Source organism: Nocardia sp. CDC160, assembly GCF_035818795.1.
Classification (GTDB): Bacteria; Actinomycetota; Actinomycetes; order Mycobacteriales; family Mycobacteriaceae; genus Nocardia.
In genome coordinates this window covers 209,083-232,736 of the sequence record NZ_JAYKYT010000001.1, presented here as the reverse complement: position 1 = coordinate 232,736, position 23,654 = coordinate 209,083, and the positions used below count along the sequence as shown (strand labels likewise).

Genomic DNA, 23,654 nt, shown 5'->3' with positions numbered 1-23,654 from the left:
ACCGTCCCGATGCCACCACTTCCGGGCCGGACGGCAACCGCTTCCGAGGCCGCGGCGAATCACCGGCCCGGAGTGGAGGTCCATTCCGCCTCCCCGAGCCTTTAGCGGGCGGCTGAGAGCCGTTGACCGCTGGGCACCCGTGCGAGCTCGGGGAGCCATGGTCAGTGTGTCCCATGTCTCTCCGTAGACTGTGGCGGTGGCAGAAACCCAGCGACCAGTCCTTGTCGTCGACTTCGGCGCGCAGTACGCGCAGCTGATCGCGCGCCGGGTGCGCGAAGCGAGCGTGTATTCCGAAGTGGTTCCGCACACGATCACCGTGGAGGAGATCGCGGAGAAGAACCCCCTCGCGGTGATTCTCTCCGGCGGACCGAGCAGCGTGTACGCCGAGGGCGCGCCGCAGCTGGACGCGCGGCTGTTCGATCTCGAGCTGCCGGTCTTCGGCATCTGCTACGGCTTCCAGGCCATGGCGCAGGCGCTGGGTGGCACGGTGGCGCACACCGGGACTCGCGAATACGGCCGCACCGAGCTGAGCGTCGACGGCGGCATCCTGCACGGCGGCCTGCCCACCCGGCAGCCGGTGTGGATGAGCCACGGCGACGCCGTCACCGACGCGCCGAAGGGCTTCGAGGTGACCGCGACCTCCGCGGGCGCGCCGGTCGCGGCGTTCGAGGATCGGGCGCGCAAGCTCGCGGGTGTGCAGTACCACCCGGAGGTGCTGCACTCGCCGCACGGCCAGCAGGTGTTGAGTCGGTTTCTGCACGAGATCGCCGGGATTCCGGGCGCGTGGACGCCCGCCAATATCGCCGACGCGCTGATCGCCCAGGTACGCGAGCAGGTCGGGGACGGCCACGCCATCTGCGGTCTGTCCGGCGGCGTGGACTCCGCGGTCGCGGCCGCGCTGGTGCAGCGGGCCATTGGCGACCGCCTGACCTGTGTGTTCGTCGATCACGGTCTGCTGCGCGCGGGCGAGCGCGAGCAGGTGCAGCGGGATTTCGTCGCCGCGACCGGGGCCAAGCTGGTCACCGTCGACGCGGTCGACAAGTTCCTCGGTGAGCTGAAGGGCGTCACCGATCCGGAGGAGAAGCGCAAGATCATCGGCCGGGAGTTCATCCGGTCGTTCGAGGACGCGGTCTCCGAGGTGGTGCGGTCGGAGGGCGATTCCGACGCGGGCTCCGCGCCGAAGGTCGAGTTCCTGGTCCAGGGCACGCTGTACCCGGACGTGGTCGAGTCCGGCGGCGGTGCCGGTACCGCGAACATCAAGTCGCATCACAATGTCGGCGGTCTGCCGGACGATCTGGAGTTCGCTCTGGTCGAGCCGCTGCGGCTGCTGTTCAAGGACGAGGTGCGCGCGGTCGGCCGCGAGCTGGGTCTGCCCGAGGAAATCGTTGCGCGCCAGCCGTTCCCGGGCCCGGGTCTGGCCATCCGCATTATCGGCGAGGTCACCCGCGATCGGCTGGAACTGCTGCGGCAGGCGGATGCCATTGCGCGCGAGGAGCTTACGGCCGCCGGTTTGGACAAGTCGATCTGGCAGTGCCCGGTGGTGCTGCTGGCCGACGTTCGCAGCGTCGGCGTGCAGGGCGACGGCCGCACCTACGGCCACCCGATCGTGCTGCGCCCGGTGTCCTCCGAGGACGCCATGACCGCCGACTGGGCCCGCCTGCCCTACGACGTGCTCGAGCGCATCTCCACCCGCATCACCAATGAGGTGGCGGAGGTCAACCGCGTGGTGCTCGACGTGACGAGCAAGCCGCCGGGGACCATCGAATGGGAATAAGGTTCCCCCGGACACGTTGAAGGCCCCGCACCTTGAAAGGTGCGGGGCCTTCGGCCTTCTCGGAAGGGCAGTTCCGGGAAGGGGGTGCGCTGTCCCGGCGAGGGGAAGGGACAGCGCGGTCGGTCAACCTCAGTCGCGGTTCCGCTTCGGGGTGAGAACCAGGACTATGCCGACGACTATGGCGGCGATGACGACGATCCAGCCCAGGGACAGGCCGCCGGAGACGGGCCAGGAGGCGGGGCCGACGAAGGCCCAGACGCTCACTCCGAGACCCAGCAGTCCGGCCAGTAGCAGCCCGAACGAGGGTCGGCGGTTCTTGTTCTTGTTATCGGCCACGGTTCACCTCCGCATTTCCCATCTGTACATCCACGGTCAGGTTCAGGACCGGACCCGTTGCGGGGCCGGACATTCCGCTGAGGCAGTTCGAATCGCCCATGCGGACATTGCAGGTCGTGTTGACTCGCAGGTTCGGGGGCAGGATGACGCGGGCGTCGCCCATGCGGACCCGCAGATCGACGTCTTTGTCAGCGGTCAATTGCAGCTTGCTCAGGTCGAGCGTGCCCGAGCCCATGGACACGTGATACACCGGCAGCAGCTCGGAATCCGTTGCGGCGGTCCAGGTGTGATCGCCCATCGCGCCCTTGTCGAACTGGATCGGGCCGACCAGCGAGGCCAGAATGACGAACCCGGCCAGCGGGGCCAGCAGCACCATGAGCCCGTGTCCGCGGCGCAGGAACGCGCCGATGATCAGGCCCAGCGCGAGCACCGCGAGCGCGGCGGCGCCGATGCGGCCCGGCGTCATCCAGTCCACGCCCGAGGCGGCCACGGAACCGGCCGCGGCGGCGGCGAGGATCGCGAGTCCAATGGTGACCACCGTCAGCCGTGAGCGGGGACGGCGCGGGGGAGCCTGCACGACGGCCTGCGGTGCCGGGCCGCCCGGTTCGGGCAGTTCCCAGGCGAGCGGGGCCACGCCCAGCGGATCCCAACCGGGCGGGGTGGGGCCGAAGTCGGGGGAGATCGGGGCGGGGCCGAAGCCGGTGCGGGGGCGGTCGCCGGTGGGCGGAATGCGGTACAGCGGACGGGGTTCGGCGGGTTGTTCGGCGGGGGGCGCGGGCTGGTCGACGGGCATCACGGCGGTGGGGGTGTCAGCGGCGGGCGGTTCTTCCGCGTCTTCCGCGCCGGACTTCTCGAGCTGGACCGCTGCCTTCTCCAGCTGAACCGGTCCTGCGGGGCTCTGAACCGGTCCGGCGGGGCTCTCGGAGGATCGGTCCGAGCCCTCATCCGTGAAAGGAGAGTGGCTCTCGACGGGGGAGGGACTCGATTGCTCGGAAGCGGCTGTGCCCGAGTCGGATTCGGTCTTGCGGAGGACCACGGTGTCGCTCACGGAGGAGGCGGGCGCGTAGCGGGTCTCGAGCACCTCGGTGACGGCCTCGCCGGTATCGGTCTGGGACATGCTTTGCCCGGTGTCGCCCTGCGCCATGGTTTGGCCGCCCTGCGACATGGTCTGCTCGGGCTGCGACATGCTTTGAGCGGCAGCGGGATCCGGGGCGGGCTGGGCCGGTTGGTTCGGGTCGGGCTCGTAGTGGTCGGGCAGCGTCGTGTAGGGCCCGTAGGTCTGGAAGGTGACCGCATTGGTGCCCGGGTAGCCGGTCCAGAACGGGTTGGTGGTGCCCGGGTAGCCGGTGTTCAAAATGCTGTCGGCCGTCGCATGCTCGAAATAGGTTGCGGGCGGCTGGGGTTGGCGCTGGTAGAGCAGCCACCACCCGGCCAGCATGAGCGCGAAGCTGATGACGCCGGACCCGCCGAGCCCCACCCCGACGGGCCCCATCGTGCTCACGGCGATCCCCAACGCCACCATGAGCACGATGGTCTTGGACGAGGAATGCGAGGACCGGCCGCGCCCGAACAGCGACTCCGCCGCCGAGGACTGGTCCCCGGCCTGATTCAGCAGCAGCCAGCACAGCAGGTAGAGCACGATGCCCGCCCCGCCGAACAGCGCCGACACCACGAACGCCACCCGCACCAGCACGGGATCCACGCCGTAGCGGCGGCCGAAGCCGACGGCCACGCCCGCGATCGGCCCATCCTTCGGGAAGCGCACCGGCCGGGTCTGCCACAGATCGTGAAGCTGATCGGAGAAGCCGGTACGCCCGGCGCCCTTGGACCAGTCGCTCGTTCTCGTCATGGTCTCCATCGTGCTGCCGGGCCCGCCGCGGGCGCATCGGGGATCACCCTGAATGGAGACCTGAACTTGGGCGGAGGGTCAGTGGCACGGCGGGGCGTAGCGGAGTTGAGGTAGGTAGCGGTGCCAGAGGTCTTCGGTCCACATGTTTCCGGTGACGGCGCAGACGCGGTCGACGGCGTGCTGTACGTCCAGGTCCCAGAGGTGGATCGTGCCGTCGCTGGAGCCAGAAACGACGTGTTGCCCGTCGGGTGCCAGGGCGGCATTCCCGGCGTATCGGCCGGATTGCTGGAGGAAGGTGGCGAGTTCGGGGTGGCCGCGGTCGTCGATGTCCCAGCGCTGCAGGGTGCCGTCGAGGGCGACGGTGAAAACGGCGCGCGAATCCGCCGCGAACGAGAACGGCTGTATCGGCACGGTGTGCGCGGTGATGTCGGCGCTGAGTTCGGCCGGGCGGTTCGGGGTACTGATGTCCCAGATCCGCATGGTCTCGTTATTGGTGGTGACCATGGTGCGTCGATCGGAGCTGATGGCGATGGCGGTGATGGCATTCCAGGACTGGCGTAGCAACTCCGAGACCCGTTGTGGCCGAGCCGGATCGGTGAGGTCCCAGAGGGTGGCGACGGTTTGCACGTTGTCGCCCTTGCTGATTCGCTCCCGGAAGACGAGTACCTTGCCGTCGTCGCTGAGCAGTGGAATGCCCTGGTACGCGGTCATCGGCAGTGCCGCTCCGACGCGCCGCGGCAGGGCGGGGTCGGTGAGATCCCACAGTTGAAACGCGCCGCGGTCGTCTTCGGTGATCATGATCCGGTGGTCGGAGCTCATGGTCGAGATGGTGCCGGTCTCGGTGGTGGGCACCGTCCAGTCGCTGCGCGGGCGGGGATGCGCGGGGTCGGAGATGTCGACCGTCACTACGCGCGCGGGGCTCGACCCCAGCACCTGCAAGGTGTTCCCGTCCGGTGACAGGGCGGGGTACGACAGTTTGTCGTCCCCGTCGTATTCGCCGATTCGCTTGGGTACCTGCGGGTTTCGGATATCCCAGAGCTGGACTCGGCCGCCCGCGTAGCCGATGGCCATGCGGGCGCCGTTCGCGGCGAAGGCGGTCTGCGGTTCCGAGCCCCATTGTCTGGGCAGCACGGCCGTCGGCAGCGACCACACCTGCAGGTCGCCGCTGAAGCCGCCCGCGGTCATCTCGTGTCCGTCCGGCGCGAAGGCGATGGTGCTCGGGCCGCTGTTACACGGGGAATCGAGGCCGCCGAAGTGGCACAGCGAGGGGTTCGTCGACAGTTTGTCGGTCAACCGGGTCGGGGCCGCAGTGACGGTGACATTCCAGACCTCAGCCCCTCGATTGCCCGACACCGCGAGGATGTCGCCCTGCGGTGAGAACGCGAGCGCCCGCAACATACTGCTGTTGGGTTCCAGCGACGACAGCACGTTCGGGTGCCCGGCGTCGCGGACGTCCCACAGTTGAACGCGGGGGCGGGACGGCGGCGCGTCGGATTCGCTGTCGCCGATGGCGAGGATGGTGCTGTCCGGGCTGAATGCGAGGCTATGTTCGAGGGGTGACGGGGTGCCGAGGGACGGAACCGCCAGTGTGGGCGCAGCCGGATTCCGGACATCCCAGAGCTGAACGGAGTTGCTCGACGTCCGTCTGTCGCCGTCGGCGCGGACCAGCAGCCGTCCGTCAGGGCTGAACTCGAGATAGCCGGGTGCGCCGACGCTGTTGTCCGCGTGCAGCGGTCTGGCGGACGAAAGGACCGGTGCCCGTGGGTCGGTCACGTCCCACATCATGAGTTGTGTCGCGGTGTCGACTGCCAGTGTGCGTCCGCCGGGAGCCAGGGTCATGCGAATGCCGCTCGTGCCGGGCGGGCTCGGGACGGTCGCGAGGCGGCGCGGTTCGGCCGGAGTCGTGACGTCCCACAGCGTGACTTCCGGATGCGATTGCGCGGCGGTGGCCATCAGCGTGGTGGAACCGAATGCGACGGCTCCGATGTCGTCGAGCTGTGGCCCGATCTGTTTCGGATGCCGAGCATCGGCGGCGTCCCAGAGCCGCAGGCCGTGATCGTCGGCGAGCGACGCCAGCACGGTTCCGCCCGGCTGGTATTCGATGGCGCGCAGGCTCGCCGGGTGCGCGGCGGTGACGGTGACCAGTGCATCGGTCTGGCTCTGCAGCAGCCGCGAGCGCACCTCGGCGTCGCCGGGCCGCATTCGCCAAGCGACCAGATTCAACTGTGCCGCCAGCGATGGATCCGTCTGGCGCGCATGGTCGGCCGCCGCCAGCACGGCCGCGAAGTCCTTGTCGGCGCGGCGCTGGTCGGCCAGGCGGTTCTGGCTGTACGCGCCGAAGGCGACGATCAGCAGCGCCGCGGCGAGGAAGGCGAAACGAGCCTTGACCCAGGTGGCGCGTCGGCGTGCTGTGGTGCGGGCCGCGGCGGCGGTGGTGAGGAATTCGGCGGCGAGACGGCCGACGGGCGGGGGATCGACGTGGTCGAGGGCATTGTCGAGGCGGGTGCCCTGGTAGAGCAGCGAGGAATCGCGGTCCTGGGCGGCCCATTCGGCGGCATCGGTTTCCAGGCGCTGGCGGACGAGGTAGCCGACGCGGTCTTCGTCGATCCAGGCGCGCAGGCGGGGCCAGGCGACGAGCACGATTTCGTGGGTGAGCGTGACGGTGTCGGCGTCGAGGGCCAGCAGACGGGTTCTGGAGAGCAACTCCAGTGCGGCCGCGGCGTCTTCGCGGCCGGTGGCACGGCTCAGCAGGTCCGCCCGGTCGGCTCGGCGGCGGGTATCGCGGGCATCAGGGCCGACGGTGACCAGGCCGAGCAGTATCGAGCGCGCGGCGATCTGCTGGTCGGAAGTCAGTTCGTTCCAGGCGTTTTCGGCGGTGTCGGCGACCGAGCCGACGACACCGCCCGCCTTGCGATAGCCGGACACCGTGAGGCGGCGGCCTTCCCGATGCTGCCAGGTCGCGGCCATGACATGGGAGAGCAGGGGGAGAGCACCGGGATCGTAGGTGCGGCGGTCGGGATGATCTCCGGCGCCGCATAATTCGGTTATCACCAGCTCCTCGAGCCCGGGTTCGAGCTCCAGTCCGACGGCCCGGGCCGGACCCGAAACGGCCTGTGCGAGTTCGTCGATGCGCATCGGGCCGAGCAGGTAGCTGCGCTGTTCCAGGGCCTCCTGGAGGACGAGGTAGTTGAGGCAGTGGGCGTAGAAGTCGGCGCGCACCGCCATGACCACCGCGATCGGGTCCTCGGTGCGGGTGGCGGCGGTGTCGATGGCGGTGAGGAGGTCCTGTCGCTCGCGCTCGCTGTCGCAGGCGGTGAACAGCTCCTCGAACTGGTCGATGATCAGCAGGCGGCGGGGGCCGTCTGTACGCGGAGCCAGATTCGGTAGCACCTCGCCGGGATGCGGGCCGGGCGTGAAAGCGGTGATCTCCCAGTCGTTCAGCGCGGGTATCAGGCCCGCCGAGAGCAGCGAGGATTTTCCCGCGCCCGACGCGCCGAGGACCACCACGATGCCTGTGGCCGCGCGGACCATCCCGGCGAGTTCGTCGGTGGCGCGGGCGCGTCCGAAGAAGAGCTCGCGGTCCTCACGGCGATAGGCGCTCAATCCCAGGTAAGGGCAGGCTGCTTCGGTGGCCTCCTCGGGAACCCAGGTGGTGGCGGCGTGCCAGAGCCGTTGCCACTCTTTGGGTTCCGCCAGTTGCCTGGTGAGCGGCGACCCCGCCGCGCGGGCGAGCTCTACCAGCGTGAGCACCACCGGCAACAGTGACTCGAAGCGGGCCGGAACATTCCGCCCCGCCTTCCAGTCGCTGATCCGCTGCGCCGACGCTCCGCCCGCGCGCCCACCCTGCGCCGCTCGCATCCGATTCTCGGCGGCCGTGGCAACCCGCCGCAAGGTCGGATTGCCAGCGGCCTCATAGAGTTCGGTGAAGCGCTGTGCGAAGAGTGAGCGCGGAGAACGGATCTGATTGCTCGTTTCCTCGCTCACCACGGCCGCACCGGTTTTCGAGCACTCCCCACCGACATGGGGTCAACCTAGCCGAGCCCCTGCCGGTCGGGCCAACCCGATTGTCAGGACCGGCCCGACGACTCGCGCAGGGCCGACTCTTCGAGCCGCGGGCCCGCGATCATCAGCGCGGTGAAGGCCACGACGCCGCACCCCACCCACGTCCACCGGGATTCGGTGAGCGACTCGACGATCACCCCGACCCCCAGCAGGCCGAGTAGCGCGCCACCGAGTGCGAGTCCGTGAAGTGTCGCCCGCGGTGTGGGCCTGTCCGACAACCTTTGCTTTCCAGGTCTTTTGGTCGTCGAGATCGTCAGAGCGGTGATCACCAGGACCATGGGGGCGATGTTCGGTGCGGGCAGCACGCTGTGCGCCGCGATCGCGCCGCCGACCGTGGCCGCGACCACCCAGTGGTGCCACCACGGCGATGGCGCGCGCCCACCCGCGGACTCGCCCTCCGCGCGCCCTCGCCGATCGAACCTGTCATCCATATCCCACCCCTGATCCAGTCGTGGACTTCCACCGGCCATTCACCGGCTGCGTCTCCACGATTCGTCACATCGGTCGAGCCCATCGACCGAATACGGAAGGGGGCGAGTAAACCTGCTGATCAGCGGCCTGCGGCGATTCTCCGGACCGGACAGCTTTCAGGCGGTTCGATAGACCGCGACGACCGGAATCTTGCGGGTGGTCTTGGTGCGGTATTCCGCGAAGACGGGCATGAGGGCGATCATCCGCTCATAAAGCTCGTCCGCTTCCGCGCCGGTGAGGAATTCCGCCTTGCCCGTGTAGGTCTCGGTGCCGAGTTCGACGGTGAGCTCCGGGTTGGCGCGAAGATTGTGGTACCAGGCCGGATGCTTGTCCGCGCCGCCGTTCGAAGCAATGAGCACAATGCGCTCCCCATCCGGCACATAAACCAGCGGATTCGTCACGGCCCGACCGGATTTCGCCCCGATCGTGGTGATCACCACCATATTGTCGCGCCCTTCGAAGGGCCCGCCCACCTTCCCGCCATTGGCGCGAAACTCCTCGATCACAGACTCATTGAATGCGTTCATCTCACCCGTCCTGTTCGGTTCCGTTGCTGCCAACCGAGGGTGGGGCGGGGAAATTCCGTGCGGTCAGGAGGCGGGGCAGGGTGGGTGGTAGGGGAGTTGGGGGAGGTAGCGGTGCCAGAGGTCCTCGGTCCACATGGAGCCGGTGATAGCGCAGATGCGGTTCGTGGCATGCCGATCGTCCAAGTTCCACAGTCGAATCGCGCCATTGGATCCGACGCCGATGATGACGCGGCCGCTGGGATGGATGACCGCGTTCCAGAGCTTGTCGGTGGATTCGGTGAGAGGGCTGCCGATTCGGCGCGGTCGGGCTCGGTCGGTGAAGTCCCAGAGTTGAATCGCGGCGTCGCCGCCCGAGCTCACCATGAATCGGCTGTCGGGGGTGAAGGCCAGCGACACTATCGACCGCGTGTCGAGCGTGACAGGATCGGCGAGCGGGACGGGGTGTGCCGGGTCGCCGAGGTCCCATATGTGCGCGGTTTCGTGCTCGATCCGGATCAGTGTGCGCTGATCGGGCGTGAGGATCAGGTCGTGGCTTCCGAGGTCGGCGGTGAATTGAATGAGGTCGTTGAGTTCACGAGGGTGGGCGGGGTCGCGAATGTCCCATCGGCTGAGCGCGATGTCGGAGGACATCCCCTTCGAGTGCTCCTTCTGGACGAAGAGCGTCGTGTCGTCGTTGCCGAAAGTCACGGTGATGTTGCTGTACTTCTTGTCGAAGGCGATCGGTGCGCCGAGGGCGACCGGGTGGCTACGGTCGGCCAGGTCCCACAGCTGAACGGCATTGCCGTCGGTGATGGTCGCCATTCGCCGCCAATCCGGGCTGATGCGAATCGTTCTTCGATCCGGTGGCGATGACCAGTCGGCCGATACGTGGATGTGGGCGGGGTCCGACAGGTCCACGAGGCTCGCGGTCCTCCGGAACCGCCCAGATTCGACCAACAGGGTGCGGCCGTCGGGGGACAGGTCCGCCCCGTAGGCATCGGTGGGTAGCCGATACTCGCCGAATCGAATCGGTTGCTGCGGATCGCTGGTGTCCCACAGCGCGATCCGGCCGTCGGTGGACTCGGTCATCATCCGGTTCCCGCTCGCGTCGAAGCGGGGTGTGGACATCCTGCCGGAATGTCCGGTGACCATCGCGGGTGGCAGCGACCACGTTTGAATCTCGCCACCCCTGCCCGTGGCCAGCAGTGTTCGCCCGTCCGGTCCGAACACGAGGGCTGCCGGTCCGCCCGAGCACGGGAAACCCTTGCTCGATGGGTAGCGGCAGATGCTCGTGCCGGTCGACAGGTCGTCCGCGATGAGGCCGGGGGTAACCGGCTCGGTCACGTTCCACAGCGAGACCCCGCCGGTGGTGGACAGGGCTAGCACGTGGCTGTCGGGACTGAAGGCCAGCGGGCCGATGGTGTCACCGCCGCGCCCGGAACTGTCGGCCAGGATCGTGCCGATCTGACGCGGGCTTCTCGGGTCGGCGATACTCCACAGTTGCACGGCGGACTTTCCACCCGTGGCCGCATTCGACTGCTCGTGCGAGACGCTTACCGCCAGCAAGGTGCCGTCGGGGCTGAACGCCATGTCCGCGACGCTGATTCGGCCGGTGTCGAGGGGGCCGGACAAAATGGTCGGCGAGGTGCCGTCGCCGACGCGCAGCAGGGTGACCGATTCCGTCATCGAGACGTCCGCGGACGGTGTCGAGTCCTCGTCCGACCGGCGGGTGAGGGCCAGGACGTGGCCGTCGGGACTGATGCGGATATGTGGTACTGGCAGGCCTTCCGGCAGGGTCGAGTACAACTCGTACGGCGGGCCAGCCACCGGGGCGGCGGGGTTGGTCAGGTCCCATACCGTCACGCTGGCCGTGGTGGCAGTGACGAGGGCGCGGCCATTGTCGGCGAAGACCAGGGCCAGGAAATCTTGGGGGAAGCCCCTATCGCGCGGTGGCGCGGGCAGTACGGCGAGGCGGTGGGGATCGGCCGGGTTGCCGATGTCCCAGAGTTGGAAGCCGCTGCCCTCCTTGGCGGTTGCCATCAAGCCGTTCGGGCTGAGCGCGACGAATTCGGCGTCCTCGATGGGCGCGCCCAACTGCGCCGGGTGATACGGGTCGGTGACGTTCCAGAGCCGCAGCTGGTTGTTCCAGTCGACCGTGGCGAGCGGGCCGTCCTTCCGATAGACCATCCCTGTCAGGCCCATGTCATGGGCGTGGGTGGTCGTCATGAGGGGCATGTTCTGGGTGCGCAGCAGCCGGGTGCGCACCTCGGGGTCGTCCGGATGTAGTTGCTGGGCAACGAGATACAGCTGCGCCGCGAGGGACGGGTCGGTGTGGCGCAGCCGATCGGCCTGGTCCAGTACGGCCGCCAGGTTCCTGGCATCGCGTTGTTCGCGAGCCAGGCGGGTCTGCGTATACGCGGTGAACCCGAGCATCAGCAGCACCACGGACAGCAGCGCGAGCGCTCCCTTTGTGCGGGTCGATCGTCGCCGGACTCGGGTCCGGGCCGCGGCCGAGGTGGTGAGGAACTCCTGGGCCAGCGGGCCGACCGGGGGTGGGTCGACATTGTCGAGGGCGTTGCGTAGGCGGGTGCCTCGGTAGAGGAGGGATGGGTCGCGTTCTTGGGCGGCCCATTCGGCGGCGTCGGATTCCAGGCGTTGGCGGACTAGGTAGCCGACTCGGTCTTCGTCGATCCAGGTGCGGAGGCGGGGCCAGGCGGTGAGGACTATTTCGTGGGTGAGGGTTACGGCGTCGGCGTCGAGGGTGAGGAGGCGGGTGTGGGAGAGGAGTTCTAGGGCGGCGGTGGCGTCTTGGGGGTTGGCGGCGCGGGCGAGGAGGTCGGAGCGGAGGGCGGGGCGGCGGGTGTCGCGGGCGTCGCGGCGGACGGTGACCAGGCCGAGGAGGAGGTCGCGGGCGGCGGTTTGTTGGGCGGGGGACAGTTCGTTCCAGGCGTATTCGGCGGTTTCGGCGACCGAGCCGACCACACCGCCCGCCTTGCGGTAACCGGTGGTGGTGAGGCGGCGGCCCTCGCGGTGCTGCCAGGTGGCGGCCATGACATGGGATAGCAGGGGGAGGGCACCGGGGTCGTAGGTGCGGCGGCCGTGATGGTCTCCGGCGCCGCAGAGTTCGGTGATGACCAACTCCTCGAGACCGGGTTCCAACTCCAGCCCCACTGCGCGGGCGGGACCCGAGATCGCCTGTGCCAGTTCGTCTGTGCGCATGGGGCCCAGCAGGTAGCTGCGGTGCTCGAGGGCGTCCTGGAGAACCAGGTGATTGAGGCAGTGGGGATAGAAGTCCGCCCGCACGGCCAGAACGACGGCGATCGGGTCGTCGGCACGAGTGGCACACGCGTCGAGGAGGGCGAGGAAGTCCTCGCGTTCCCGTTCGGCGCAGACGGTGAAGAGCTCTTCGGCCTGATCGATGACGAGCAATCGGCACGGGCCGCCGTCGCGCGGAGCGAGGGCCGTCGGCACGAGCGGATCCGTGCCAGGGGTGAAAAGTGTTGTCTCCCAGTCGGGGAGCGCGGGGATCAGGCCTGCCGCGAGCAGCGACGATTTCCCGGCTCCGGATGCGCCGATGACCACCACGATTCCGGTGGCGGTTCGCATTAGATCAGCGAGTTCGGTGGTGGCGCGGGTGCGGCCGAAGAAGAGGGTGCGGTTGTGGTCGTTGTAGGCGGTGAGACCGGGGTAGGGGCAGGGGGATTCGGAGTCGGCGTCCGGGTTCCAAGTGGTGGCTGCCTGCCAGAGGCGTTGCCATTCCTTGGGGTCGGCCAGGGGGCGGGGGAGGGGGTGGGCGGATTTGCGGGTCAGGTCTATGAGGGTGAGGACGACCGGGAGTAGGGATTCGAAGCGGGCGGGGACGTTTCGGCCCGCCTTCCAGTCGCTGATGCGTTGGGCGGATGCGCCGCCGGGGCGGGCGCCCTGGGCGGCGCGCATGCGGTTCTCGGCGGCGGTGGCCACGCGGCGGAGGGTCGGATTTCCCGCCGCCTCATAGAGTTCGGTGAAACGTCGGGCGAAAAGGGCTCTGGGTGACCGGATCTGGTCCTCATCCCCGGTCACGGCACGTCCCGCATTCCCTCGTCCCCCGCACGCATGCCGCCAATCTAGCGGGCATCGGACGCCCCGATCCAGTTGGCGGGGAACGGGAATGCCGAAACGGCGGCGCGGGATTCCGCGCCGCCGCTCCGGGCGGATCACAGCGAGAACCGGTCGCCGATGACCCAGTCCGCCGCATCCGCTCCCGGGGAGGTCCCCTCGATAATGGTGTAGGCCTGGACGGTCAGCGGGCCGCCGCAGCCGTTCACGGTGAGGCGGTAGTCGCGGTTGACGATGTAGCCGGTGCCGCCCGCGGGAATCTCCTTCTCGCCCAGTTTGATATCGGTGATCGAGCCGGGCTTGATACCGAGGTCGAAGCTGATTCCGGCACCGATCTCGGGCTCGATGGCGACGCTCGCGGTCGGCGTCACCATCTCCAGACCGGCGGACACCCCGAGATCGGCCGTCACGTCGACACCGACCTTGGCCTTGATGTCGAAGCTCACGTCCAGATCCACCGCGCAGGCCACGAAGTATCCGGTCCGGATCTTGCCGCTGCCGCCCTCGACGCTGCCGTAGGACGTGTTGTCCAGGTACACCTCCCGACTGGTCGGCATCCCGTTCAACGGTGCGACCGGGCGGGCCGCATTGTCGCGGTGCCCGACGGTGACCGACATGCCGTTGGGCGCGACGGTCGTCTTCTCGTGCGGTGCGAGTCCCCCGTCGGCGTGGGCGATGGCTCCGAAGGGTGCTCCGCAGAGTAGGCCCACGGCGGTGACAGCACCTGCGATCGCGTTCTTGATGGTCATGTGAGTCCTCCCCGACTCTCGATGCGGTGCCCGGTGGCGCCGCTGAGATGAAGGTAGGAAAACCGGCACTGACCGGGCGCGGCCCGACGGCGGCAGTGACGGTGAAAGCGCTGGTCACAGGTGTGCGAGCAGTTTTCCGGTCCGGTCGGGACGGGCGAACCGCCAATCGGGCCGACTGTCCGGTCCGGTCAGGGGGAGATCGGCGAGATACCGTCCGGAGACCCCGCTCGATCAGGCATCCGCGCAGGTGGACGCCGCTTTTCCGTCCGGACCGGACAAAACCCGGCCTCAGGGCCGGAATCGGGGTGTTTCCTGATGTCGGCTGTCGGGCGCCCGTGCCAGTATCGAAGGCATGTACCCGGCCGCGCCCTTCTACGACCCTGCCCGCGGGTCGGTCACACCCGTGACCCAACCCAAGCTGGTGCGGCGGACCGGCGGCCGCATTGTGGGCGGCGTGGCGGGCGGTCTCGCCGATCACCTCGGTATCGACGTCTTCAAGGTCCGCATCGGCTTCGTCCTGCTGGCCGCGCTGGCGGGAGCCGGGATCGTCGCCTACGGCATGCTGTGGATCTTCACCCCGGCCGGTGACGACGGGTCGCCGCCGACCGCCTCGGAGCGGCGACAGGGCATCGGTCTGGCCCTGCTGGGCATGGCCCTGTCGGTCGCGACAGCATGGATTTTCAGCGGCACCGCCGCGCACGTGGTGGGTCCGATCATCGTGGTCGCCATCGGCGCGGCCCTGGTGTGGCGCGAATTCGACGCGGACGGGCCGAGATCCGTCATCGGACTGCCCACCAAGCCCTCGGTGGTGACTTGGGCGCGCATTGTCGGCGGTGCCACCCTCATCGTGGTCGGCCTGGGCGTGGTGGTGCTCGGCCGGATCAATCTCAGCTCGCTCGGTTCCGCGCTGCTGGCCGTGGCCGTGACCCTGGTCGGGGCCGGACTGCTCACCGTGCCGCTGTGGCTGCGCATGATGCGGGCGCTGAATGCCGAACGCGCGGCGCGGATTCGCAATGACGAGCGCGAGGAGATCGCCTCGCACCTGCACGATTCGGTGCTGCAGACCCTGGCCCTGATCCAGCGCCAGGCCGAGGATCCGCAGGAAGTGGTGCGGCTGGCGCGTTCTCAGGAGCGCGAGCTACGCAAGTGGCTGTTCGAGGACACCGGTCCGGCGCAGTCCTCCCTGGCCGCCGCGCTGCGCACCATCGCGGGCGAGGTGGAGGATCAGCACGGGGTGAAGGTCACGCCGGTGACCGTGGGCGATGTGTCGATGGATGTCGACGACAGCGGAATCGGGCTGCCCAAGGAGCATTTCACCGCGGTGCTCGGGGCCACCCGGGAGGCGCTGGTCAATGCCGCCAAGCACGCCGGGGTCCCGACCATCGACCTGTACGCCGAGGTGGAGCCGCATCAGGTGAGCGTCTTCGTGCGCGACCGCGGCAAGGGCTTCGACCCGGACACCGTCTCGAAGGACCGCCAAGGCGTGTCCAAGTCCATTCACGGCCGCATCGAACGCCGCGGCGGGCGCGTCGAGATCAAGTCCGCGGCGGGCAATGGCACCGAGGTGCGAATCTATATGCCGCGCACCGACGGTGAGGACGAGCGCTTGGTGGTGCGGCAGGAGGAGCCGGTGTCCGAAGAGACCGCGGAGCTGTGAGACCGCGGAGCTGTGACTCGGGAAGTGTGGTACCGATGTGGGTGGGTTCGGCGTCAGGTGAGGAGAACTAGGTGAGCGTCCGGGTCTTTCTGGTCGACGATCATGCGGTGTTCCGGTCCGGGGTGCGGGCGGAGCTGAGCCGCGAATCCGATATGGAGGTGGTCGGCGAGGCGGGCGGGGTGGGTGAGGCCATTGCCGGGATCAAGGCGACCGCACCGGATGTGGTGCTGCTGGACGTCCACATGCCCGACGGGGGCGGCGTCGCGGTGCTGCAGGGGATCGATCCGGGGCCGGTGTGTTTGGCGCTCAGCGTGTCCGACGCAGCCGAGGATGTGATCGCGGTGATCCGGGCGGGGGCGCGCGGGTATGTCACCAAGACGATCTCGGGACCCGAACTGGCGGATGGGATTCGGCGGGTGTCCGGCGGCGACGCGGTGTTCTCCCCGCGGCTGGCCGGATTCGTGCTGGACTCGTTCACCGGGAAATCGCCGGTGCCCGAGCCGCCGCTGGACCCGGAGCTGGATTCGCTGACCCCGCGCGAGCTGGAGGTGCTGCGGCTGCTGGCGCGCGGGTACACCTACCGCGAGATCGCCGAGACCCTGTTCATCTCGGTCAAGACGGTGGAGACGCACGCCTCGAACGTGCTGCGAAAGACCCAGCAGTCCAACCGGAATGCATTGACCCGCTGGGCGCACCGCCGCCGCATCGACTGAATCGCCGCTAGTTTCCAGCCCTCCGTGTCCGTCGCGGTAGCGACGGACACGAGAGACTTCGAGAGTCGTTAGAGCACAACCAGAATCACGATGATGATCAGCAGGCCGATCAGCAATCCGATCGCTACCGCGAGCGGGCCCGCGTTCGGGCCGAGCGCGCTGAGGTCGAAGCCCTTCTTCGGTTGCGGGGCGGCCGGGGTCGCCGCCTGTGCGCGCTGCGGTCGGGGCAGCGGGGTGGAGTGCGGGCTGCGCAGTCCGGCCGCGGAATTGCGGGCGGCCCAGGCCGGGATCGTCCCGTCGTCGGTGCGGACCGGAGCGCCCAGGATGTAGGGCGCGGTGCCGGGTCCGAAGGCGGCGGTGAGGATTTCGTTGCGCGCCTCGGTCATGGTGGGTCGGCGTTGCGGGGCCGGTTCCATCATGTGCAGCAGGACGTCGGTGAGCGGGCCGCTGCGGGCGGGCGGAATGATCTGCGCCATGGCGGCGCGCTCCACGATGACATTGCTGTCCTCGTCGAAACCGTAGGGCGGCTGGCCCTCGATGGCGGTGTACAGCGTTGCGCCGAGCGAGAATACGTCGCTGGCGGTGGTGGGCCGCGCCCCGCGTGCCACCTCGGGCGGCAGGTAGGCGGGGGTGCCGGTGATGACGTCGCCGATTTCCTCGGAGGTGTCGTTGGCCCCGCTGGAGATGCCGAAGTCGGACAGCTTCACCATCCCGACCTCGTCGCCGCGATCGGCGACCAGGATATTGCCGGGCTTGATGTCGCGGTGCACGATGCCCGCCGCGTGCGCGGTCGCCAGCGCGTCGGCCACCTGCGCGCCGATCTGCGCCACCTCGATGGGCGAGAGGTGATCCACCAGCGCAAGGGCTTTGGCCACACTGCGCGAGGGCAGGTACTCCATCACCAGCCAGGGCTCACCGGCCTCGAGCACCACGTCGTACACGGCGATGGCGTGCTCGTGCGACAGCTTGGCCGCCACCCGCCCCTCGTGCATGATCCGGCTGCGGACCTCCTGCGCCTCCTCCTCGGAGAGCCCCGCGGTGGTGAGCACCTGTTTGATGGCCACATCCCGATGCAGCAGCCGGTCCGTGGCCAGCCACACGGCGCCCATGCCACCGCCACCGAGCTTCGACTGCAGACGGTAGCGACCGGCCACCAGATAATCGGGGCCGACAATGGGACGGGCGCGTTCGGTCACGGGTGCAGGGTAGCGGAAAACCATCCTGACTGGCCTGCTTCGAAACCTGGGGTTTGCTGGCCACCTGCTCCCACTTCCACGGCCCCTCCCCAGAGCCACACGGACACACCGCGTTTCGCTTCCATCCCGTCCCCCGGAACACCGGACAAGACTTTCGCACCCATTCCGGCCTTCCGGACGAAACGATCGCCCGACCCGCCCGGGCCGCCCGAACCTGGAGCAGCGTTGGGTGGCTCAGGGGAGGGGGTGGACCGCGTCGACCACGATGGCGGTGGCGAGTTTGGGGGAGGCGCCGCAGCTGGCTTGGCGGGGTGGGTAGGCGATGGTGCGGGTGGTGACGAGCCAGCGGCGGCCGTCGCGGTGGGTGACGTGGGCGGCGCCCGCGAATGTGGGTGGGTCGCTGGAGAGTTCGGGGTGGTCGGGGGCCGGTTCGACCAGGAGGTCGTGGATGCCGACGGTGGGGTCGATGTCGCCGGGGTGGGTGGTGGACAGGCCGGTGTCGTCGGAGGTGGGCGTTTCGGAGGTGTAGGAAGCGTCGGCGATGCATTGGCGGACGGCCACTTCGGCCACCTGCTCGACCGGGGTGTAGCAGCTGCGGCCGCGGAAACCGGTGAGCGAGACCTCGCCCTTGTCGGCGGCGGCGAGCATGGTGTGGGCCGAATCCTCGTCCAGGCGGCCGTAAGTGAGCCCGGTGGGCAGGACGATGACGGCGGGGGCGAAGCGGTGCCCGCCGGTGTGCGAGCACTCCCAGACCCGGTCCGGATTCGCGGCGGACAGGCTCGCGGCAATGGGGCGGCCCAGCAATGCGCAGCATTGATCGCGCTTGCCGTGGGCGCAGACCAACACCAGCGGATCCGTCACCGCCGCACCGATTCCCGGGGGCGGGCCGTTCAATAGATGCAGGTCGATATCCAATAGTTCTCGGAGATCGGTGATTTCGAGGCGTTCACACCAGGAACCCTCGGGTCGCGAACTCGCGAGGAGAATCGTTCGGACACCGGTGAATTCATTGCGCCCGGGTCGGCGAATCACGGTCGGCCGCACGTGGGCGGCCTTGGTGCGCGCGGCCAATTCCGGTGTGATGTGGGGGCCGAGCACCTCGTCGCCGATCACATCGCGCCCCCACGCCCCGGGTTGCTCGACGCACAGCCAGCCGGTAATCCGGGTGGCGCTGCCCGGTAGCGGAACCTCCTGCGCCGCAGCCGAACACGACAATCCCTCGAACCCCGTCACCGTGCCGATCCCTCACTCATAGCGGCTTCCCGTCGATCAACTTCCGAATCACCTGTTCCAGCCGCCGCGCTCGCGTCTCCGGCCGCACCGCACTGCCCAGGTGGTAGCCGACCGCGATGCGGGACTGCGCGGGCAGGGTCTCGAAGAAGGCCGCCGCCTCCGGATATCGGGCCAGCGCGTCCAGGAAATCCTGCGGCAGATCCCGCCCGACGGCATTGTCCCAGCGCCCGTCCGCCCGCGCCCGATCGATCTCGGCCTGCCCGGCCGGATGCATGAGCCCGGCGGCGATCAACTCGCCCGCCAGGCCGACATTGCGCTGTGACCACTGGCTGCGACGGCGGCGCGGGGTGAATCCCATGAGGAAGAAGTCGTCGTCGAGCTTCTTGGACTGTCCGTCGATCCACCCGAAGCACAGGGCCTGTCGCAGTGCCGCGTCATAGTCGAGCGAGGCGAATCCGGAGCCCTTCTTGGCGAACTTCAACCAAATCCCGTCCACGGCCGCGTGATTGGCCGACAACCAGTCGCGGAACGACTGCTCGTCGGGAAACCACAGCGTGGGACGCTCGGATGCGGACACCGTTCAACTGTAGATACCGGCAGCTCAATGGCCCAGGAAGGGGAGCACTTCGGCCTCGAATTCGCGATAGCGGTCGCGGTGGATGCTGTGGCCGGAGCTGAAGGTGCGCACGGTGCAGTCGGCCAGGCTGGTGCGCACCTGCTCGAGCTTCTCCGGATCCACCATGCCGCCGGGCCCGCCGCGCAGGAACAGGGTGGGCGCGGTGATCTCGGCCAGCCCCTCCCACCATTCCGGATAGGGCTTGCGGAACTGTTCGAGCGCGGTCCCGGTCATGGATCGGTCGAAGGCCAGGACCGCGCGCGGGTGCCGGATCAGGCTGGTGGTGGCGTGCCAGAGTTCCGGGATCGAGGGCAGTCGCCGGGTGAAGGTCATCTGCTCGTCGCCGGAGCGCAATGGCAGGGGCTGTTCCTCGATCACCAAGCGCCGCACCAACTCCGGGCGTCGCATGGCCATCCAGGAGATGGCGTAGCCGCCGAGGGAGTGGCCGACCAGATCCACGGTCTCGAGGTCGAGCCGCTCGCACAAGCGCAGGATGTCACCGCCGAATTCGGCGAAGAGGTAGGAATCGGTGTGGGCGCTGCGGCCGTGGCCGCGCAGATCGGGAATGATCACCCGGCGGCCGCGGCGCACGAGTTGGGTCGCGAATCGATCCCAGGTGTGGCCGTCGCCGCCCATGCCGTGCACGAGGATCACCGGGGTGTCGCTGTAGAGATGCCCGCCCGTCGCTCCGGAATCCCGGTAGGCGATGGAGATGTCATCGAGCGTGATCCGAGTGACCGCTGACTCCACGAGGAACCAGGGTACGGATGCGGGCCGCAGCGGCGCCGCAGTTTGTGTGCACCGCCATAGCGGGTGACCGATTCGGTTGCCTATTCATTCGGTAGGTGAATGACGAGGAAACACGCATTGTCCTGCGGTAATGCGCAGCGGTTTGGCCTGTGAAATAGATCACTTTCACATTGTGGAGAATCGGTCATTCGTGCCGGTAGCGTTCTCGTCGATTAAACAGTGCTTTCTGTCGGGGAAATATGGTTCTCAATGCTGCCGCCCCCGCGGTCGATCTCGAGGAACCGAGCCCGCCGCGGCCATCCTTCGCAACGGTCTGGATCCTTCTGCTCGCCGCACTCAGCGGGACATTCCTGGCCATCCCGACGCTGCGCTACGACTACTTCGGCGACGAACTGTACTTCGTCGCGGCCGGAGCACACCGCAGTCTGACCTACGCCGATCAAGGCGTGCTCATTCCGCTGATCGCCCATCTGGCCGACACCGTGGCACCCGGCTCGCCGCCCGTGCTCCGATTACCCGCGGTGCTCATGATGGTCGGCGCGGTGGTGATCAGCGCCGCGGTCGCCTACGAACTGGGCGGCGGGCGCACCGCGCAGATGCTGGCGGCGGCCGCCTACGGGGTCTCGCCCCTGGCCGCCACCCAGGCCGTCCAGCTGAGCACCTTCTCCTTCGACGCCACCCTGCAGGCCGCGATCATCTGGTTGGTGATCCGCTGGATTCGCACGCGAGACGACCGGCTGCTCACCGCGATCGGCGTCATCGCGGCCATCGATCTCCAGGTCAAATGGTTCATTCCCACGATCCTGCTGTGCCTGGCCGGTGGCGTGCTGGTCGCGGGGCCGCGGCAGGTGCTGTGGCGGCCCGCGCTGTGGAACGGCATCGCCATCTTCGCCCTCTCCGCGGTGCCCGGGCTGTGGTGGCAGAACTCGCACGGGTGGCCCGCGCTGGCCATGAGCAAGGTGATCGGCGCGGAACAGGACGCGGCGGGCGGGGGACCGCTGGCCTGCATTCCGCAGATGATCGGACTGGCCGGGCTGCTCGGCGGGCTGCTGGCCGGATGGTCGTTCTGGTGTCTGGCCCGGCAGCGCTGGCTGCGGCCCTACCTGTTCATGCTCGTCGCGTCGGGACTGCTGGTCGCCGTCGTGCTGATCGGGCACGGAAGGCCGTACTACACGGCGGGATTCCTGCCCGTGCTGTTCGGCATCGGCGCGGCCTCGCTGCCGTATTCGGTGAACGACCGCGGCGGGCGGCTGCTGCGGCGGATCGCCGCGCCCATTCTGGTGCTGTCGCTGGCCATCATCACCACCCTCGTGATCACCTTGCCGCAGCCGCCCTCCCGTGCGCACGGGGCCATCCGGACGCAGGCCGATTTCGCCATGCGGACCAGCATCTACGGCTACTCGGGCTGGTCGGAGCTGACCGCCAAGGCCGCCGACGCCTATCGACAGCTGCCGGAGTCGGGGCGGCCCAAAGCGATCATCGCCCAGAACTATTGGCAGGCGGCGGCGCTGCAGAACTTCGGCCGCGACTACGACCTGCCGCCCATCTACAGCCCCAACCGCGGGTTCGGCTACTTCGGGCCGCCGCCGTCCGACGCGGGCGCGGTGCTCTATGTCGGGCTGGGCAGCGCCGAGCAGACGCTGCGGCGACAGTTCGACTCGGTGAGCGTCGTCGAACGACTGAACGTTCCCAATGGATTTCCGGGCGTGAACAGCGATATCGCGATCTTCGCCTGCCGCGGGCCGGTGCGGCCCTGGTCCGAGCTCTGGCCGGAAATGATGGATCTGCGCCTGCCGCTGGGCATTTGAACTGCTCTCTGAACTACCTCGGGCTATTCGTAGAGCCCCTCCACATGCCAGGCGTGGTCGTAGCCGAGCAGTAGCAGGGCACGCAGGCGGCGGACATCCTCGGTGTGGATCTGCACTTGCGCGCGGGCGGTGAAACCGTGCCGACGGGTCCACCAGCGATCGTCCAGTGGCCACGGACCGGCCCATCCGGTGAGCCGCCACGAACTGCTACCCCAGTGCAGGAGAGCGGGATCGGCGGTGAACAGGCCGCGGTCGGTCACCCAGATCGGGGCGCCGTCGGCGGACTCCAGACGAATCCGCGGGCGATGGGTGAGCACCAGTGCGGGTGCGGGTTGGGGCAGGCGGCCGGGCCACGGCTGGGCCGGATCGGCGGCGGGCACGGGCTCATCGCCCAAGGGCACCAGGGTGATTCGCTCCTCCGGGCCGCGGCCGCCGCTGAGCACGCCCATGCGCACGGCGTCACCGCCCAGCAGACTCTGGACCCGGATCAGGGCGCGGCGGGCGCGCTCCTCGTCCTCACCGACACCACCCCACAGGCCCAGTTGCAGGGCACCCGCCGCGACCACTTCGATCGGTTCCAGGCGCAGCAGGGTGACGGCGGCGTTCGGGCCGGTGTCCCAGTCGTCGGATAGCTGGGAATCGGGGTCGCGCACAACGGTGTTCGGGGACAGGTCATGTCGATTCGATGCGGCGTTGCGGCGGTCCGATTCGACGCTGTGGCGGTGTGCGCGGGCGCGGTCGAGGGCGCGGCGGGTGAGCCAGCCGTCGAGTTGCCAGCGGATGCGGTCGGCGGTGCTGTCGGGGGTGAGGGGTTCGGCGCAGCGCCAGATGCGGGAAAGCTGGTCGCCCGCTTCGGTTTCGGCGTGGATGACCAGGCGGGTGCAGGCCACGGCGGCCGCGGAGAGCTTGGTGTGCAGTTCGGTGGCGAGCATGCGGCCGACGAAGGCGGCCATGTCGACGCGCTCGATCGGGGGATCGCAGCGGTGCTCTACGGTCAGGTCGGCAGCGGGCAGGCGGGCGGCGGGCGGACGCTCCGGGACGGCGCGGGCGCAGCGGTGCGCGACGATCGCGTCCGCGCCGAAGCGCGAGGACACCTCGGCGGGGGTGAGCGCCGCGAAGTCGCCGATGCGGCGCAGGCCCAGGCGATGCAGCAGATCCACCAGCTCGACCCGCTGCGGGGCGGCCAGCACCGGCTCCACCGCCAGCTCCGAAACCGGCATGGGGGCAAGGAATTCCGCGCCCTTGCCGGGTGGGACCAGGGTGGCGCGCCGGGCCGCGAACACCGCGGTGGACAGCTCGTCGGCGATCCCGATCTGGCATTCCGCGCCCACCGCCGCGACCGCGTCGACCAGGCGCTCGGCGGCGGCCTCCTCGGAACCGAAGAAGCGCGCCGCGCCGCGCGCCGACAGCGCCAGCATCCCCGGGCGCAGCACCTCGACCCCCGGCACGGTCGCGTCCACGGCCGCCACCACGGGTTCGAACAGTCGCGCGTCCCGATCCGAATCCTCCTGCGCCACCAGCAGATCCGGGCAACGCCCCTGCGCCTCCCGCTTGCGCAGGCCGCGCCGAATCCCCTCCGCCCGCGCCACCGCCGTACAGGCCACCACCCGATTGTTGGCGAACACCGCCACCGCCCGCGTGGCCGCCACCCCCGCCTCCGCGGCCGCCGCCACCGCGGGCCAATCCGGGCACCACACCACCAGCACCCGCCGCGCCTTCACAACCGGCCCGCTCTCGTGGACCTACCGAGCTTTCCGGCAGCGTCTTCTCTCGTGGTTCCTGCCGCGCGGTCTCTCGCCGTTCTGACGGTGCCCCTCGTCATCTCGGCGGCACTTCTCG

General features: G+C 69.0%; 16 protein-coding genes. 4 read left to right on the top strand and 12 right to left on the bottom strand.

The annotated features are described in order from the left end of the window. Positions 1–190 precede the first annotated feature (190 nt). Positions 191–1,774 carry a glutamine-hydrolyzing GMP synthase gene (gene guaA / locus VMT40_RS01115; protein ID WP_326356119.1) on the top strand — a complete coding sequence of 528 codons (1,584 nt, stop codon included), beginning with the start codon at positions 191–193 and terminating at the stop codon, positions 1,772–1,774. A 129-nt stretch (positions 1,775–1,903) separates the two neighbouring features. Here guaA and VMT40_RS01110 read toward each other — a convergent pair whose 3' ends face one another. The 7 genes from VMT40_RS01110 to VMT40_RS01080 form a co-directional block, all read right to left on the bottom strand. Continuing rightward, the gene (locus VMT40_RS01110; protein ID WP_326356118.1) at positions 1,904–2,110 is read right to left on the bottom strand and encodes a hypothetical protein; all 207 of its coding nucleotides are present in this window, start codon (positions 2,108–2,110) and stop codon (positions 1,904–1,906) included. Further along, positions 2,100–3,959 (bottom strand): PspC domain-containing protein, encoded by a 1,860-nt coding sequence (locus tag VMT40_RS01105; protein ID WP_326356117.1) that lies wholly within the window; start codon positions 3,957–3,959, stop codon positions 2,100–2,102. The genes VMT40_RS01110 and VMT40_RS01105 overlap by 11 nt, the downstream gene beginning before the upstream one ends. A gap of 78 nt (positions 3,960–4,037) precedes the next feature. Next, complete coding sequence (locus VMT40_RS01100) at positions 4,038–7,943, bottom strand: WD40 repeat domain-containing protein (RefSeq protein ID WP_326356116.1); 3,906 nt, start codon at positions 7,941–7,943, stop codon at positions 4,038–4,040. Positions 7,944–8,026: 83 nt separating this feature from the next. Further along, positions 8,027–8,452: a hypothetical protein gene (locus tag VMT40_RS01095; protein WP_326356115.1), complete on the bottom strand. Its 426-nt coding sequence runs from the start codon at positions 8,450–8,452 to the stop codon at positions 8,027–8,029. Positions 8,453–8,608: 156 nt separating this feature from the next. Then, positions 8,609–9,019: a nitroreductase family deazaflavin-dependent oxidoreductase gene (locus tag VMT40_RS01090; RefSeq protein WP_326356114.1), complete on the bottom strand. Its 411-nt coding sequence runs from the start codon at positions 9,017–9,019 to the stop codon at positions 8,609–8,611. Positions 9,020–9,082: 63 nt separating this feature from the next. After that, a complete protein-coding gene (locus VMT40_RS01085; protein ID WP_326356113.1) occupies positions 9,083–13,057 on the bottom strand; it encodes an nSTAND1 domain-containing NTPase in 3,975 nt (1,324 codons plus the stop codon). A gap of 134 nt (positions 13,058–13,191) precedes the next feature. Further along, positions 13,192–13,842, bottom strand: coding sequence for an MspA family porin (locus tag VMT40_RS01080; RefSeq protein WP_326356112.1), 651 nt, complete (start codon positions 13,840–13,842; stop codon positions 13,192–13,194). A 352-nt stretch (positions 13,843–14,194) separates the two neighbouring features. Here VMT40_RS01080 and VMT40_RS01075 point away from each other — a divergent pair, with 352 nt between their 5' ends. Both VMT40_RS01075 and VMT40_RS01070 read left to right on the top strand, forming a co-directional pair. Beyond that, a complete protein-coding gene (locus tag VMT40_RS01075) occupies positions 14,195–15,499 on the top strand; it encodes an ATP-binding protein (RefSeq protein ID WP_326356111.1) in 1,305 nt (434 codons plus the stop codon). Positions 15,500–15,570: 71 nt separating this feature from the next. Continuing rightward, the gene (locus VMT40_RS01070; RefSeq protein WP_326309406.1) at positions 15,571–16,212 is read left to right on the top strand and encodes a response regulator transcription factor; all 642 of its coding nucleotides are present in this window, start codon (positions 15,571–15,573) and stop codon (positions 16,210–16,212) included. Positions 16,213–16,280: 68 nt separating this feature from the next. Here VMT40_RS01070 and VMT40_RS01065 read toward each other — a convergent pair whose 3' ends face one another. From VMT40_RS01065 to VMT40_RS01050, 4 genes are all read right to left on the bottom strand, one after another. Beyond that, positions 16,281–17,432 carry a serine/threonine-protein kinase gene (locus VMT40_RS01065; protein WP_326356110.1) on the bottom strand — a complete coding sequence of 384 codons (1,152 nt, stop codon included), beginning with the start codon at positions 17,430–17,432 and terminating at the stop codon, positions 16,281–16,283. Between the two features lie 210 nt (positions 17,433–17,642). Beyond that, complete coding sequence (locus tag VMT40_RS01060) at positions 17,643–18,641, bottom strand: sucrase ferredoxin (RefSeq protein WP_326356109.1); 999 nt, start codon at positions 18,639–18,641, stop codon at positions 17,643–17,645. Between the two features lie 16 nt (positions 18,642–18,657). Further along, a complete protein-coding gene (locus tag VMT40_RS01055; protein ID WP_326356108.1) occupies positions 18,658–19,218 on the bottom strand; it encodes a YdeI/OmpD-associated family protein in 561 nt (186 codons plus the stop codon). Between the two features lie 24 nt (positions 19,219–19,242). Further along, positions 19,243–20,007: an alpha/beta fold hydrolase gene (locus tag VMT40_RS01050; protein WP_326356107.1), complete on the bottom strand. Its 765-nt coding sequence runs from the start codon at positions 20,005–20,007 to the stop codon at positions 19,243–19,245. Between the two features lie 239 nt (positions 20,008–20,246). Here VMT40_RS01050 and VMT40_RS01045 point away from each other — a divergent pair, with 239 nt between their 5' ends. Further along, positions 20,247–21,815, top strand: coding sequence for an ArnT family glycosyltransferase (locus VMT40_RS01045; protein ID WP_326356106.1), 1,569 nt, complete (start codon positions 20,247–20,249; stop codon positions 21,813–21,815). A 23-nt stretch (positions 21,816–21,838) separates the two neighbouring features. On the opposite strand, the gene VMT40_RS01040 is transcribed toward VMT40_RS01045, so the two are convergent. Then, positions 21,839–23,536 carry a DNA polymerase Y family protein gene (locus VMT40_RS01040; RefSeq protein WP_326356105.1) on the bottom strand — a complete coding sequence of 566 codons (1,698 nt, stop codon included), beginning with the start codon at positions 23,534–23,536 and terminating at the stop codon, positions 21,839–21,841. Positions 23,537–23,654 lie beyond the last annotated feature (118 nt).